Source organism: Pirellulales bacterium (assembly GCA_019636335.1).
GTDB lineage: Bacteria > Planctomycetota > Planctomycetia > Pirellulales > JAEUIK01 > JAHBXR01.
On the sequence record JAHBXR010000003.1, the window covers coordinates 163,987 to 179,199 of the forward strand.

The following is a 15,213-nucleotide window of genomic DNA, read 5'->3' on the forward strand; positions in this document are numbered from 1 at the left end:
CGGGGGGAGCCAAGCAGAACAGTCGACGCACGGTTGGAAACGCGTTCTCGACATTGGCAATCGCTCTGGTCAGGTACCCCGTACCTAACACTTGATCGGACGAGCGCGGCTCGGCTCTGGGTGCCACTGGCACGGCCAGTGTCTGGTGAATTGAAGTGAGGAGGTTCTTCGATTGTTCGAGTCGAGCCTGGCGCGCGGCTGCCGTTGCAGACTTGGCATACGGTTGCTCGACTTGGCAGAGCACTGGCGGAGCCAGTGGCACCCGGTGTTGGCTGAGTCCCATCGAAGGGATTGAACTTGCCCCTTCGCTCTTGTCAGGTACGGCGTGCCTGCCTACGCGGGGCGTTGCGCCGCCAGCCGATAGAGCCGTTTCAGAATGATGTAGAACGGCGCCAGGTAGATGATGTCGGCGAAGAAGACGACGATCATCAACTCGGGGGGGAGCTTCCCACGCAGCACGTAATAGGCTGCCAGGCAGGAGCCGAGCAGCTTGCTCCAGAAGCCGAGCATGAGCACGTTGCGATTTTCGATCGGGTTCGACGCGGTGAGCCAGTAGCCCACGCCGAAGAGCCCCACGAGAATGCCGACCAGTTGCAGCGGCATCTTCACTTCGGGCTGCTCGAGGCCCATCAGCTTGTAGGCCTCGTGGTAGAAGACGAGCATCGAGAGGCCGGCCAAGACGTTGTACACCGCCACGAAGCGGAGCAGATAACGCATCCACGGCAACAACGGCGGCATCGTGCGATCCTCCTTGATCGGACGGCGTACTAGTTGGCTTCGGCCGAAGTCGGCTTGGCAGCGGCACCATTCGTACCGTTCGCGCCATTGCCGTTGATGTGCGGCGCATGGGCGTGAGTCTTGCCGGTCGCCTCTTCTTCGGTCACGCCGGCGAAATCGAGCAGGGCCTTCGTGCCGACGCGGTGGCAGAAGTCCCCCAACGTTTCGTTCGGCTCGCGCGATTGCTTGAAGAACGTGAAGATCGGCACGAGCGCGGCCACGACTTCTCCCTCGGGCACCAGATCGCGGTAGATCGTGTTCAGACGATTCCCCAACAGGCGGCCGCCGACAAAGATCGTGTACTTGCCGGCCGCCTTGCCCACCAGGCCGATGTCGGAGTTGTACGGACGGGCACAGCCGTTTGGGCAGCCGGTCATGCGAATGGTGAACTCTTCGTTCGAGAGACCGAGCTTGGCGAGTTCGACTTCGATCTGATCGATCACGCTGGGAAGCGCTCGTTCGGCCTCGGTGATCGAGAGACCGCACGTCGGCCAGGCGACGCAGGCCATCGACCAGCGACGCGCCTGCGAGATCTGACTCGACAGCGGCACGCCATGCTCGGTCAAGATCTGCTCGACGCGGCCCCGGCTCTCGGGCGGTAGATCGGTAAAGAGGATGCTCTGATGCGCCGTGAGGCGAATGCCGGGCGAGAGTTCGTGGCACAGCACGCGGAGCGCGGTGCGGAGACGGAAATCACCCTCGTCCTTGATGCGGCCATTCTCGATGTTCAGACCGTAGAACAGGCGGCCGTCCCCTTGCTCGTGCCAGCCCAGGTGGTCGTCGAATCCCCACACGTCGTCCGGGTGCGGATCGGCGAGCTTGTGGCCGTAGTATTCTTCGACCTTCGCCTTGAAACGCTCGATCCCCCAATTGTGAATCAGGTACTTGAGTCGCGCTACCTTGCGGTCCGAGCGATTGCCGAAGTCGCGCTGCACCTTGATCACTTCGGTGGCCACGTCCACCACCTGGTCGGGCGTCACGAACGCCATGCGCTGGGCGAGCGCGGGAAACGTCTTGGCGGCGCTGGGCGTCACGCCCAAGCCACCGCCGACGAGCAGGTTGTAGCCGATGATCTTGTAGTCCTCGCAGACGGCGAGCAGCCCGAGATCGTTCGTGTAGATGTCGATGCAGTTGTCGCCGCACAGCCCGATCGCGGTCTTGAACTTGCGCGGCAGGTAGGTGGGGCCGTAGATCGGTTCGACTTCATAACCTTCGGGGCCGCCGGCGACGCGTTCTTCCGAGCCGGTCTCGAGATCGGTGAGCCAGATCTCGTGATAGGCACGGGTCCGCGGCGCGAGATGCTCGGCCAGACGCTCGGCCAGGGCCTGCATTTCGGCATGGACGCCATCGTTATGATGTGGCGCCGGGCAGCACATCACATTGCGTTCGACGTCGCCGCACGCGGCCAGCGTGGAAAGTTGCACCTCGTTGATCCGCGCGATGGTGCGCTTGAGATTCGTCTTCAAGACGCCGTGGAGCTGCAGACCCTGGCGCGTGGTGACCCGTAGCGTGCTGTTGCCGACTTCGTCCGCGAGATCCAATTCAGACAGCAACTGCGAGCTGGTCAGCTTGCCGCCGGGAATCTTCGTGCGGACCATGTACATGTAGGCCTTCTCGGCCTTCTTGCCTCCGGCGCGACTCGCGGCGCGATTGTCGCGATCGTCTTGCTGGTACGTGCCATGATGCTTGAGCAGTTGCTCGCTCACCTTGCTGAACGGCTCGTTCGGCAAGGTGAGTTCTTCGGCGATCGTGCCACGGAGGTATTGGCTTTCGGTCTTGAACCCCTCGACCGGACTCAGCTTCGTCTCGTCACTCATGGTTTGGCGCCTGAGGCAGGAACGGTCCGTGCCCGGTCACAGATCGCCGCGGCAACGAGGCCATTCATTACTAATATTAGCATCATTATCGTCATTGGAATGGGAAAGATCAAACGAATATATCGATAGGACCTCTTCCCTCCTACCCGAGTTCGCGCGGACAAATCGACCGCAGAGGCCCTAAAACGGCGGACCAAGTCTTTTTATCCAAGCGGTTTCCGGGATCGTCGGCGTGGTGGACACCCCCGCCGCGGCTCGGGTAGCATGCCCCGCATGACCAAGGATCTTCCGATCGAGATACGTCTTTCTCAAGTGGCACGCCAGGGGGGCTGGGTGCTCTGGTTGGCTTCGGGTTCCTACTTTGGATTTGCCCCGTTCGCCTCGGGGACATTTGGGGCCTTGTGGGGGCTGCCGCTGGCCTGGGCGATCGCGATGCTGCAGGGGTTGCCGCTGCAGGGAGCCGTGATCGTGGCCTTGTGTCTTGCGGGCATCCCCCTCTCCAGCGCCGCGGCTCGGCGTCTCGGCGGGCTGAAGGATCCGGGCTACGTCGTCTTCGACGAGATCGTCAGCATGCCGATCACCTTCTTGGCGATTCCCTTCGAACGCTGGGAGGTGATCGCCGCGGGGTTCTTGCTCAATCGTGTGTTCGATATCGTGAAGCCCCCGCCGGCCCGACAACTCGAACGCCTGCCTGATGGACTGGGCATCATGTCCGACGACTGGATCGCCGGCATTTATTCGAATCTGGCGCTGCATCTCCTTCTCTGGTCGGGCGTGCTGCCGCGCCTGTTCGGCGCTTAGTTTTACGGCCGATCTTCGCCTTGCTAGCACGAGGTAGCGGAGCGCGCCGTGGGGCGAACCGGTCTTGACCGGCTTGGGCCCCCCTGGTATCCCAACGCCCCGTTTCCAAGGGCGCGTCGCCCGAACCGATCCCCGTGCGGCCACCGAACCGCGAGGGAAACTTGCGAACGTACCATTCTTCGCCGCGAGCGCTGCTGTGGCTGGCCATGCTTCTGGCCGGGACGCAGACGGTGTACGCGCAACGCGTGCAGTTCCCGTCGGTGGTCTCGAGCCCGGGGGGAGTTCCCGCGACCGCTGCGCCGGTCTACACGGCGCCGCCACCGCCGACGATTTATTCGCAGCCCGGCACGACCTTCGCGCAGCCGGGGACAACATTTGCTCAGCCAGGCATGACGTATGGCACGCCCCCGGCCGTTTCGCTCGATGGATCGATTCAGCCGGTGAATCCGGCGTGGGATCCGTACGCCGCCCAGCAAGCGGCCCCACCCCCGCTCTATCCGCAGCAGGGGTTCATCCAGCCCAACGGCACGATGGCCCTGGGCGAACCCCAGCGGCTGATCCAAGACATTCGCTTCGAATATGCCTTCTTGAACGGTAATGGCGTTTCGGAACTGGGCATCGACGATCTGGCCCTCTCCGGCGCCCTGGCGATTCCATTCCTCTACAACGCCGCGCCGTTGCTCATTCGTCCCGGCTTCGCCGTCCACTACTGGGATGGCCCTGTCTCGCAGGGGCCCGGCACCCCCGACATGCCGCCGCGCACCTACGACGCCTTCATCGAGGCGGGCTGGAAGCCGGTCGTCACGCAGTGGCTCTCGGGCGATCTGCGCATGAGCGTCGGCTACTACAGCGATTGGTCGAAATACCAGAGCGAAGCCATTCGTATTCGCGGTAGCGGTCTGGCGATCTTCACGCTCTCGTCGCAGTTCGCCATCGTGGCGGGCATCGATTACATCAATCGTCTGCAGATCAAGCTTCTTCCGGCGGGGGGTGTCATCTGGACACCCAGCCCCGACATGCGCTGGGAAATCCTCTTCCCCAACCCCAAGCTGGCCAATCGGATCACGACCTGGGGCAACACCGATGTGTGGCTCTACGTGGGGGGGGAGTACGGCGGCGGCACGTGGGCCATCCAACGGCAGGATCTCAGCGAGACGTCGGTCGATTACAACGATCTACGTGTTTTCATCGGTACCGAGTTCCTGGGCCACACGGGCATGAAGGGCTGGTTCGAAGTCGGCTTCGTGTGGAATCGCGAGCTCGTCTACCTCGACGGGACCCCCGACTTCAAGCCCAACGAGACCGTGATGTTGCGGGCAGGCGTCTCTTACTAACGGCAACTCGCGCCCGGTACACGGACACTCCATGCACGTCCGCATCGCGCGAGGTCGTTTCCATCCGACACGTGGCAGGCGCCTGGCTGCCTTGGTGTTGTTGGGAATGGTGACGCTGGTGCCAGGCGAACGAACAGGCGCGCAATCTCCCGTCGTGCCCTTGCCGCCTCCTTCGTCGCCGCTTCGTCCCTTGCCACCCGCCGCCGCGGCGCAGGCGCGGCGGCCACAAGCGCCGGTCGACGGTCTGCGTTATGCTCCGCCGGCGACTCCGGAATGGTACCCCGTGCCGCCGGTCACCGCCGCGAGCCCCACGTTCAGCGGGCCGATCGCCTATCCCCCGCCGGATGCAATGATCGAGGACTATGATCGAATCGATCCGGCGACCGGCCAACCGGCGAAGGTGTTCGGCGCCGCGTTTGCCAGCGCGGCAGAGCCCGGTCTCGACGTGCAGGACGAAGTGGACGCTCCGGCGGCATCCACGCCGGCGCGTCCCTCGGGCACGAAAGAGGGCGTGCTGCAGCAGGTCAGATTCAGCGGCACGTATCTGGCGCGCGGCGGTGGCGAGCGGGCCTTCGGTATGAATGACCTCGAGCTGCGCGGAAGCCTGGCATTTCCGTTCTTCAAGCGCGAGACGCCGCTGATTCTGACGCCCGGCTTTGGCGTACACTACCTCGACGGTCCGGCGATCGTCGAGCTGCCGCCGAACGTCTACGACGCCTATCTCGACATCCGCTACTTGCGACAGCTCACGCCGCGCGTCGGCATGGACATCTCGATCACGCCTGGACAATACAGCGACTTCGAATCGACGACGAACAATGGTTTCCGTCTGACGGGGCGCGGTCTGGCGGCGATCGAGTGGACGCCGACGAGCAAGATCATCCTCGGCGCCGTCTACGTGAACCGTGGTGACATTAGCGTCTTGCCGGTTGGCGGCGTGGTGTGGATTCCGCGCGAGGAGACCCGCTTCGAGTTGGTCTTGCCGCAGCCGCGCATCGCGCAGCGCTTCGGCCTGCCCGATCCCTGCACGGGGGGCGAGTGGTGGGGCTACGTCGGAGGTGAGTTCGGCGGTGGACGCTGGGCCTTCACCGACACGACTGGCCAATCGGATCGCTTCACCTACAACGACTGGCGCGTCATCCTCGGCATCGAACGCAAGAATTCGATCGGCAACAGCCTGCGCTTCGAGACGGGCTATGTCTTTGGCCGCACGCTCCAAATCGACAGCCTGGGCGACGGCGAGATCGATCTGACCGACACCGTCATGGTACGTGGCGTAGCGGCATACTAGGGCCGCGTGTGCCGCGACATGCGCGTCGCGCCAGCAGGGCACGTGGGCTTTTCAACTGCCTGCGGTCGGCGCCGCGAGGGGCTCGCTTCGCGAGGGGATGACGAATCGTCTCGGTCCCAACTCGCGCGCCATGCGCTCGAAGCCCTGGATCGAGACCGCCGTCACGGCGATGGTCGCGAGTCCATAGACCAGGACGCCCAGTTGATACACCGCGATGGGATCGAAGCGATGTTGGTAGCGGTGGGGTGAGTACCACAGCCAGAACGCTTCGAGATACACCATCGCCCCGGCGAGAACCATCTCGGAACCATCGTGGTGTATGAAATACGAGACGAGAGGGGCCGCGATCAGGAGATATCCACCCGCGAGAATGAGTGTCGCGCCGACCGCGGTGGTGATGGCCCAAGTCGAGGTTTTCACGCGTTGGGAGATGAGCACGCCCAGCGATGCCATCCACAGGCCCAAGAGCAAGGTGGTCCCCAGCATGTTGAGCCCACGCCGCCATTCGTCGGGGCGCAACTGGCATTCGAGCCACCAGACAACGAGATACACGCCGAGCATGCCTCGCAGGACGAAGAGCGAGCCGAAGGTCTTGGCCAGCACGATCTCGCGGGCCTCGAGCGAGGTGGTCAGCAGGGTGTCCCAGGTCGCTTGCTCGCGCTCGTGCGCAATGGAAATCGCGCCGCGCGCTCCGGCCAGCAGGATGAACAGGCAACCGAGCAAGAGTTTGATCGTGTCCGCTCCTTCGAGAAAGTCGTACTCTTGCAGATCGCGAAAACCTGCCCGGCAGAGCCCATAATAGGCCACGATCGTCAGAGCCACGAAGGCTAATCCCACCGGCGCGATCCAGGTCGACCAACGATGCTCGCGCTGGATGAATCGCTCGGCGAATAGTTCCTTCCAGAGCAGGGGATAGTTTCCGATCTGCGGCGGCCGAAAGAGTCGCAGCGGCCGGCGTTTGCTGGCGCCGGGCACCGCAACAGACTTCAAGTGGGCGCGCCGCACCTGCCAGACGGCCATGCCCAGAAAGACGAGACTGAGCGCGCCCGTGTTGCGCACGAACTCGTACAACGAATCCCAACTGGTGCTGCCGCCTCCCTGGTAGCGCATGTCGGACCGCATCAAGTAGACGAAGGGATTCATGTCGCGAAGTTGGACCAGCGTTTCGTCGATCCACCCTGGCAGCACGACGTTTGAGTTGTATAGGGCCTGGTAGACCATGCCCGGCACGGTCAGCCCCGCGACGATAAGCAGCAGGCTGCGCAAGAACGCATCGCGGCCGCGGCGCGTCGTCACCGACACGTAAACGCAACCACTGGCCGTCGCCACGATCGTGCCGGTCGTGAGGACTCCCAACTCGAACAGAGCAGACAAATCCACTCCCCCGAAGAGCATGGAAAGTGCCAGCACGGGCACGGCCGCCAGTAGCAGGCTCAAGACGAGCAGCAGCCGCACCAAGAGCTTGTCGAGCACGATCTCGCTGTCGGTCAGGTGGCTGACGAAGAGATACTCGATCGTGCGCCGGTCACGTTCTTCGGCAATCGTACCGGCGGTGACCGAGAGTGTCACCAACAGCGCGACGAAGAGCTGCAGCATTCCATAGCTCAGAGTGAAGTAGTGCGCAAACTCCGCCATCTGTCCGAGGGTAATCTGCGCACGCAGGCCGGGCGGCGCCGCTGCATAATGGACGCCCGGCGTATGGAACGCACTCAGATACGAGATGCCGAGCACCGCCAGCAGCAGGGCGCCGTACCCGGCGCGCACCACCAGATGACGGCGGCGCCGCGCCGTGCGCATCAGTTCTGACCGAAAGACGGGCCCGAACACGAAAGGCCTCTTCTCGCTACCGCGGGCGACACGGTCCACTTGTCCCGACGATCGTCATCGTAGCGCCGCACGCCAAGTGGTGCAAATCTGCCGCGGCGTTACACTAGGAGCAGTCGCTTCTGGAGTGCTTTTTTGTCCGCTGGCATTTCGCCATGACTGAGCCCGCCCTCGATCAACGCCCCCCCTGGTTGCGACGTGCCGATCAATTGGGCGTGGCCGTGCTCTTGTTGGCGGGATTCGTGGGGATCGCCGCGTGGTGGCTGGCCCACGGCGGACACCGAGGAGGCCTGATCGATATCGAACGGGCCGAGCCCCGACACGCACGATTCGAAGTCGACTTGAATTCGGCCGAGTGGCCCGAGCTGGCCCAGGTGCCGGGCATCGGCGAGGCACTTGCACGGCGCATCATCGAATCACGCGAGGTCGACGGACCTTACCTCGATCACGACGATTTGCAGCGCGTGCGCGGCATCGGCCCCCGAACGATCGAACGGATGCGACCCTACCTGCGCCCCATGCCGCGCGAGGAGAATGTGGCGGGACCGTGAGCGAATAGCACGCTCTTCTCTTCCGGTCCTTGCGGCCTCAAGCTCGCTGATCTCTCACAAAAGCAGTCCGCTCAAGTCACCGCTTCCAGTTGGCGGCAACTAGGAGTGCTTGGTCGCATTTCGCAACTCCGTATGCTCAAAAGCCGATTTCATGCGGTCAATTTCGCTCGCTCGGATGCCCAGACGCTGAGCTTCGATGCGCCATGTGGCGACAGCAGTGCCAACCTCGCTCGCGATTTGCCGAGCGGTTTTCTCGCCTAGTCCAAAATACTCGGCGACTTCAAAAGCGAGGTCCAGCGATGCCGTGTGTTCCTGATCGTTGATGGCGAGACTTAAGCTTCGAGGCCGGATATCGAGGGGCGTCGGGTTGAGATCGTAGGCTGGCGACAGCCGCCAACCGTGCGGCCCCTCCCAAAGGAGACCGTGATTACGCAGGTGATCATCGACGTTTGAAATCAGAATCGAAAACACGATTCTCCGCCACAACTCAGCCGGCCCACTCGACGACTTCGCCCGTGCGATAGGCCTGGTTCCCCAGGTGCGCGGCGAGGACGGCGCGAATGCCCGCTTCGACCGGCGCGTTCGGCACGCCACGCGTGCGGAGGCACTCGGCCCAGTTCGCCAGGTGGAGCACCTCGCCGGGCGGATGCTCGTAGAAATCGGCGCCGCGCGGACCCTGGCCGATGACGTGCTCGCGATATTCGAATTTGCGCCCCGGTTCGGGATACAACTCGTAGCGGCCACGATCGAGATAGAGTGTTCCTTCACTCCCCATGAATTCGAGCATGGCCGCGTTGCGCGCGTTCGAGAAGGTGCCCTCGAAGTAGAGTTGCAACTGCTGGTCAGGGTATTGGTAGAGCGCTTGAATCGAGTCGGGCGTTTGCCACAGGTCCTTGGCCAGGAAGTGATCGCCCACCGCGGTGGCGCGCGCGGGATACGCGAGGTCGAGATACCAGTTGGCGATGTCGATCTGGTGAACCATCAGGTCGGTGAGCAGCCCGCCGCCAAAGTCCCAGAACCAGCGCCAATTGCGAAAGCGATACTCGTCGAACGGTTGTTGCGGCGCCGTGCCGAGAAATCGTTGCCAGTCGACCGTGGCCGGATCGAGCCCTAGCTTGTTGCGGCGGTGCCGGCCCGTGTTGCGATTCCAGGTGAGATGCACCTTCCAGATCTTGCCGAGCTGCCCCGAGCGAATGATCTCGAGCCCTTCCTGGAACTGCGGCATGCTGCGCTGCTGCATGCCGACCTGGACGACGCGGTTGTGCTGCTGTTGCGCCTCGAGCACGCGCGTGCCTTCGTCTAGCGCGTGCGTGAGGGGCTTCTCGACGTAGACGTCCTTGCCGGCCGCGCAGGCGTCGATCGTCAGGGGCACGTGCCAGTGATCGGGTGCGCCGATGATGACGGCGTCGACATCCTTGCGCGCGAGCAGCTCGTGATAGTCCTTCGTGGCGAAGGCTTTGCCGCCGGCGATCTCCTGTGCCTTGGCCCGATGGACATCCCAGATATCGCACACCGCCACGATCTGCGTGCCGGACACCTTGGTCAGCGCGTTCATCAACTGCTGACAGCGTCCGCCCGTGCCGATGCAGCCAATGCCGATCGTCTCGTTGGCGGCGTAACCGCGCGCGGTAGCGGTGTAGCCGGCGGCGAGCATGCCGGCGGCCGTCACGCCCATCCGTTCGAGAAACTGGCGCCGATCGGTGCGCTCGGTCATGGCAAACTCCCCCTGCGTGCTTCGTCCCTTGCTGGCGAGCCGCCAGTGTAGCACTCCGCTCGACAGGGGGCATCTGCCATCGACGACGAGACCCGGATCCCCCTTAGCCTCCCGAGGAGGTCGCGGGCTGATCGCCCTGTGATTGTCCCTCGGGCTGCTTCAATCGAACGAGCAGCCACTGCTCCGTCCGGTCCTGGCCGAAGTGTACGAGTACGGGGGCTTCGTCCTTCGTCAGGTTGTAGAGGCCCGTCTCGAGCACGTCTTGCTTGTTGTCGCCGACGGTCCACGCGGCACGCTGCGTTTTCAGGTCGACCGAGCCCTGAATCGGCAAGGTCTGGTTCGTCTTCGTGTCGGTGTAATTGCCACGAATGATGCCCTGCTTGTTCACCGCCATCTGCAACACAAGGTTGGCGTTGGCATTCGACTGATCGGAATGCGTCAATGCGAAGACTCCCAGCGGCATCCATTGATCGTCGCCAGCCGGTTGTGTTTCGGCCCCGGTCGAGGCGAGTTGCGAGGCCTGCTGGTAGTATTGATCGGCGGTGCCGGCATCCTGACCGTTCACGTAGACGTTGTCGTTCTGGTAGACGATGTCGCTGCCGTAGTCGTAGTAGTCGGGATCCATGGGGGTGCCGAACCAAGTGCCGAGCGCATCCCAGGTCGGTACGGCCCAGGCGCCGGCGACGAATCCTGCCGCGTACCACGCGCCCGGATGATCGTTCCACCAACCACGACCATAGATACCCCAGTCGTTGAAACCACGACGGACATAGGCCCCCGTGGCATAACGCGACGAGGGGGTGACATAGCCAAAGCCGGCCGCTGCGCCGTGCGGTCCAACGGCGACGCCACGCGCGGCGACGTTGCCCTCGGGACCACGCGCGACCGAGCCGGCCGCCGCACGTCCACCTGGCCCCACTGCAGCGCCTTGGGCAAAGCCGGCGCCACCGGGACCTTCGACACCTCGTCCAGCGACCGTGCCGCCGTTCGGGCCGACTGCGGCGCCGCGCGCCGCCGTTCCGCCATCGGGGCCGGTGATCGATGTGCCGGCCGCTTCTCCACCGCGCGGGCCGTCGATCGAACCGTGGTTGATCGTGTAGTTACCGATCGTGCGGCTGTTGCTCGAAACGGCCCCCATGCCCGAGTCCGAGGGGAGTCCCAGGAACGAGCTCAGCCCTTGACGGGTCGGAGCCCCACCCTGGGTCATGTTCATGAAGCCGGGGCGACCGGCGCCGCCGTCCAAGCCGCCAAAGCCATTGGGACGTGCGCCGTTGAAGCCGCCAAAACCATTGGGGCGCGCGCCGTCGAAGCCGCCGAATCCCCCCGGTACGCCGCCACCGAACCCATCGGGTCGGGCGCCGCCACCAAAGCCACCCGGCGAAAAGCCACCAGGATGATAACCGCCGCCACCAAACCCACCGCCACCAAAGCCGCCCCCGCCGCCAAAGCCACTCGGTCCGTGGAAGCCGCCACCACCGAAGCCACCGGCGCCGTGAAAGCCCCCGCCGCCGAAGCCGCGGGCAAGAACGCTAGGCGAAGCAAAGGCAAGCAGGGTGAGCAAGGCCGCGGTCGTGGCGAGCGTGCGACGCATGGCGAGGATCCTTTGTGTTGGACGAAGCAATGTTTGCTGGAGCGGCGCCACTCGAAGTGGCGCGGCGTGATTTTGAAAACGCGTGGCCAAGGCCTGAGTGCCTTGGCGCGGCTATTTGGTTTTCTTCAGCACGACCTCGTTGATGTCCGGCAGCGGTTGTCCCGCAGCGGTTCGATTCAGTGACTTCCACACCAGGGCATCTTCGACCTTGGTCAGGTAGTTCGTTGCCGTCGTATAGGTGCCCTCGGCCGTGACGCCGAAGAACTCGATGGCCCAACCCCCCGGGCCGGCCGACCAGATGCCCTCGGCCCGTCCGCCATTCGAATCAAACATCCAGGACATGATGCGCCCCGTCACGGGATCGGCGCCGATGATCTGCGTCGAGGTCGAGACCGTATGGTCCCCCTTGTGAATATGGTAGTTCGCCTCGAGGTAGGCCTTGCCGGCGATCCAATGACAATCGATGTCGACGTGCGTGCCTTCGTGCTCGGCGGTCCACTTGCCCACGAGGAACTCGAGATCGGCACGGGTCTCGCTCAACGTCGAGGGAGTGGCGGGCAGATCGCGCACGCTGGCCATCAGCCACTTGTTGTCGCGCCGGACGTGAATCGCCGTATACCGGCTGCCGGTGGTCGAACCATCTGGGGCGAACGTCACCGTGGCGTGACCATCTTCGACGATCGTGTCGGGCCCCAGTGCCCGCAGGGCATCGATCGTAATGGTCATCTTGGCGCCGGGGTGCGCGGCGAAGAATTCCGCGTACTTCTTCTCGAGGGCCTGCTGACCGCTGGTGACGTTGCCCGATTCGTCGATGAAGTCCCCTTCGAGGGTCCACAGGGCAGCCACGGCCTTGGCGTCGCCGCGATTGAAGGCATCGGCAAAGGCGGTGGCCGTCGCGCGAACGGCCTGATCGGCCGCTTCCGGCAAACTCGAGACGGGAGCGGCCGGTTTCGCCGCGGGCTTCTGTTGCGCAACGACGCACGTAGCCGCCAGCATCACGGCGGACAGCGTCGCGAGGCACCACGAACGTTTCATGGCGAGTACACCTTGTGACAGCGCATCCCGGCTGGGGGACGCTAGGGGGTGGCAAGTCTCCATCTCGGCAAGCATAGCTTGCCCTGGCGACCCCCCACGCTCGGTGCAACCCGCTTGATCGGTGCCCAAATCGGCCCTGAACCGAAGCCCGATCAGGCTTCGGCAAGCCAGGCTTGGGCGTCACCAAGCTGCGAGGCGTCGAAGTAGCGAATCTTGGCCATGGTGAAGGGCTTGCAGACTTGTGCCATCCACTTCTCCCAGGCCTTCTCTCCCACCAGTGCGATGCGCTCGATCTTGGTGCAATGCGTGGTCGAGAACTTGATATCGTCCCACAGGGCCTTGGCATCCCAGCCGTGAAAGTCGTGGAACTGGGCGAGCATGCGCACCTTGCCGTGCTTGGCGATCGCTTCATCGACGAGCGGCACGAACGTCTTGTAGTCCTCGTCGTGCAGCTTACCCGACATTTTGAAGGCGAGCACCCGATCGGACGAAGTTGGCAAGGTTTCAATCATCGTTCATTCTCCTGACTGCGCGGCAGTGGGGATGGCAATGTTCTCGGCGATGACCCCGACGTAGAGGTCGCCGTCGGTGAACCAAGGATCGCCTCCGCCGTTCTTACCCTTCCGTTGCTTGTGGAAGCCAGCTTCAATGTAGCGTTCCGCAAGCTCGCCGGTACCTTCCAGGCACTGAAAAAGATAATCTCGCTCCTGGTCGATGTCGGGGGCCGTAACGTGGGTAATCTGGCCGGTCCGTCGGCTCAGCCCCACGTGTTCGTCGTAAATGTCGGAGCCGATCCAGACGGGGCGGCCATCGGTGTCGACCTTGTCGGTCTTCCAGAATCGCACGTGATGCCGCTTGCGCGGGTCGGGACCGACCGGCTGCTCGAAGGCAAGATCTTCTTTGCGACCGAACAGGTAGAGACTGCTTACCGGGGCATCGTCGTACTCGCGCTTGAGCACCGTGGCCTCGGCGATCTTCAGATCGGCTCGCAGTCCCAAAGGATCGGCGGGAAACCATTTCGCGGCAAGCATGATCGCCCTGACCTGCGCCTCGGTACCGATCAAGGCCACGTTCAGCGGATCGCCCGGCACGCCATCCTTCAATTGCGTAATGCCCGGCACATCGTCGAGAGCGGGGTGGTGACGCATGTAACGCGACCAGAACGTGGGCATCGCAACGTAAGCGATCGCCAGGTAAGCGACCAGAAACGACAGCGCACCCAGTGCCAGCTTGCGGCGGAGCGTCCACCGCTCGGACGATGGTCGAGGCGGCGAACTTGGTGGATCGGTGGACATTCGAGTTTAATTTAATCCAACAAGAGGGAGCCAGCGGTCGGCCAGTCGACCCCCGGCTTGGCATGGCGAGCTAGAACGCCACCGCAAAGCCCCAGATGCCGATGGTGCGCGGCGAGTTGCTGGTGGTACCGAAGTTGAAGCTGCCCCAAGTGGCGATGCGCCGGTTGATAGTCCAGGTGCCGCCGACGCCGACGATGTTCTGGCTGGGAATGACCGCGTCGGCGAGAGGCACGCCGGGAAGCACCGGCCGCGGGCGCACATAACCGTTGTAGAAGCCCTGTACGAAGACCGACAAGCACTCGCTGATATCGCGCTCGAAGGCCCAGTCGAAGCTGGGCTGATAGGCGGTCTGCTGGAACTCGTTCTCGACGCCAGAGATCTGCACGTTGTAGTTGAAGCTGATGCCCCAAAACACTTCCTGATCGAACAGCAGGCTGAGCGAGGGTTGCGTGCCCGAACTCAGCGCGGAAGTGCCCAGATCGGTGAGCAGGTAGATCTCCAGTCCCACGGCCGGCAGAAAGTAATCGCGGTTTTCTTCCCAGCAGTGCAATTTGAGATCGAAGGCCAGCGGATAGAAGCCGGTGATGGGGTCGGGCTCGTCCTGCACCGTCAGCCCGCTGGAGAAGATGCGAAACTCGAGATAGTCGGTGACGCCATAGCGAAGCAAGAACGCCCAGCAGTAGCTCGAGGGCAAATAGGTCGAATCGCCGTAAAAACCCAGGGGCGTATTCTCGACATACACGCGCCCCTTCGGCAGCGTGTAGGGGCTGTTGGGAAAGTTGGTCGTGTCGGGGCCGGGATTCGTAATGTCGGGATACGAAGGATCCGTCGGCGGCTGTTGCTCGAACGGAATGTCTGGGCGCGATTCGTTGTCACCATTGACGAAGCCGACGAAGTCGGTGGCGCGGAGCGCGTCGTCGTTGTAGGCGAGAAAGCCCGCGTTGGATGGCAGAGCCGAACGCGTAACCATGAAGGCGAAGTCATCGCTCCCGCTCCCAGCGTTTGCCGTCTGATGGGGGCTGGCGAACGTGAGTTGCGAGGCTTGCTGCTGGGCGATGACAACGTGCTCGCTGGCCATCGCGCCCAATACGAGCGAGATCAACCAGCGAAGGTTGATTCGCGCCAATCGTTGAACGGTAGCCGCGATCGCTCTCACCTTGTGGTTCCGCGAGCTTGGGCTGAA

Annotated in this window: 14 protein-coding genes; 4 read left to right on the forward strand and 10 right to left on the reverse strand. The window is 63.4% G+C overall.

Going from position 1 to position 15,213, the window contains the following annotated elements:
* Positions 1–333: 333 nt before the first annotated feature.
* Positions 334–738 carry a hypothetical protein gene (locus tag KF708_04715; protein MBX3411998.1) on the reverse strand — a complete coding sequence of 135 codons (405 nt, stop codon included), beginning with the start codon at positions 736–738 and terminating at the stop codon, positions 334–336.
* Positions 739–767: 29 nt separating this feature from the next.
* A complete protein-coding gene (locus KF708_04720) occupies positions 768–2,594 on the reverse strand; it encodes an NADPH-dependent assimilatory sulfite reductase hemoprotein subunit (GenBank protein ID MBX3411999.1) in 1,827 nt (608 codons plus the stop codon).
* 273 nt (positions 2,595–2,867) lie between these two features.
* Here KF708_04720 and KF708_04725 point away from each other — a divergent pair, with 273 nt between their 5' ends.
* The 3 genes from KF708_04725 (at position 2,868) to KF708_04735 (ending at position 6,020) form a co-directional block, all read left to right on the forward strand.
* Complete coding sequence (locus tag KF708_04725) at positions 2,868–3,395, forward strand: phosphatidylglycerophosphatase A (protein MBX3412000.1); 528 nt, start codon at positions 2,868–2,870, stop codon at positions 3,393–3,395.
* A 161-nt stretch (positions 3,396–3,556) separates the two neighbouring features.
* Positions 3,557–4,729: a hypothetical protein gene (locus KF708_04730; GenBank protein MBX3412001.1), complete on the forward strand. Its 1,173-nt coding sequence runs from the start codon at positions 3,557–3,559 to the stop codon at positions 4,727–4,729.
* 31 nt (positions 4,730–4,760) lie between these two features.
* Positions 4,761–6,020, forward strand: coding sequence for a hypothetical protein (locus tag KF708_04735; GenBank protein ID MBX3412002.1), 1,260 nt, complete (start codon positions 4,761–4,763; stop codon positions 6,018–6,020).
* 51 nt (positions 6,021–6,071) lie between these two features.
* On the opposite strand, the gene KF708_04740 is transcribed toward KF708_04735, so the two are convergent.
* A complete protein-coding gene (locus KF708_04740; GenBank protein ID MBX3412003.1) occupies positions 6,072–7,847 on the reverse strand; it encodes an ABC transporter permease subunit in 1,776 nt (591 codons plus the stop codon).
* Positions 7,848–7,999: 152 nt separating this feature from the next.
* Here KF708_04740 and KF708_04745 point away from each other — a divergent pair, with 152 nt between their 5' ends.
* Positions 8,000–8,395, forward strand: coding sequence for a helix-hairpin-helix domain-containing protein (locus KF708_04745; GenBank protein ID MBX3412004.1), 396 nt, complete (start codon positions 8,000–8,002; stop codon positions 8,393–8,395).
* 99 nt (positions 8,396–8,494) lie between these two features.
* Here KF708_04745 and KF708_04750 read toward each other — a convergent pair whose 3' ends face one another.
* The 7 genes from KF708_04750 to KF708_04780 form a co-directional block, all read right to left on the reverse strand.
* Entirely contained in the window at positions 8,495–8,866 is a 372-nt protein-coding gene (locus KF708_04750) for a HipA domain-containing protein (GenBank protein MBX3412005.1), read from the reverse strand.
* A gap of 16 nt (positions 8,867–8,882) precedes the next feature.
* Positions 8,883–10,109, reverse strand: a complete 1,227-nt coding sequence (locus KF708_04755; protein ID MBX3412006.1) for a Gfo/Idh/MocA family oxidoreductase — start codon at positions 10,107–10,109, stop codon at positions 8,883–8,885.
* Positions 10,110–10,212: 103 nt separating this feature from the next.
* Positions 10,213–11,700, reverse strand: coding sequence for a protocadherin (locus KF708_04760; protein MBX3412007.1), 1,488 nt, complete (start codon positions 11,698–11,700; stop codon positions 10,213–10,215).
* A 111-nt stretch (positions 11,701–11,811) separates the two neighbouring features.
* Entirely contained in the window at positions 11,812–12,735 is a 924-nt protein-coding gene (locus KF708_04765; protein ID MBX3412008.1) for an SgcJ/EcaC family oxidoreductase, read from the reverse strand.
* 152 nt (positions 12,736–12,887) lie between these two features.
* Positions 12,888–13,247 carry an STAS/SEC14 domain-containing protein gene (locus tag KF708_04770; GenBank protein ID MBX3412009.1) on the reverse strand — a complete coding sequence of 120 codons (360 nt, stop codon included), beginning with the start codon at positions 13,245–13,247 and terminating at the stop codon, positions 12,888–12,890.
* Between the two features lie 3 nt (positions 13,248–13,250).
* A complete protein-coding gene (locus KF708_04775) occupies positions 13,251–14,030 on the reverse strand; it encodes an LssY C-terminal domain-containing protein (GenBank protein ID MBX3412010.1) in 780 nt (259 codons plus the stop codon).
* Between the two features lie 70 nt (positions 14,031–14,100).
* Complete coding sequence (locus tag KF708_04780) at positions 14,101–15,186, reverse strand: hypothetical protein (protein ID MBX3412011.1); 1,086 nt, start codon at positions 15,184–15,186, stop codon at positions 14,101–14,103.
* Positions 15,187–15,213 lie beyond the last annotated feature (27 nt).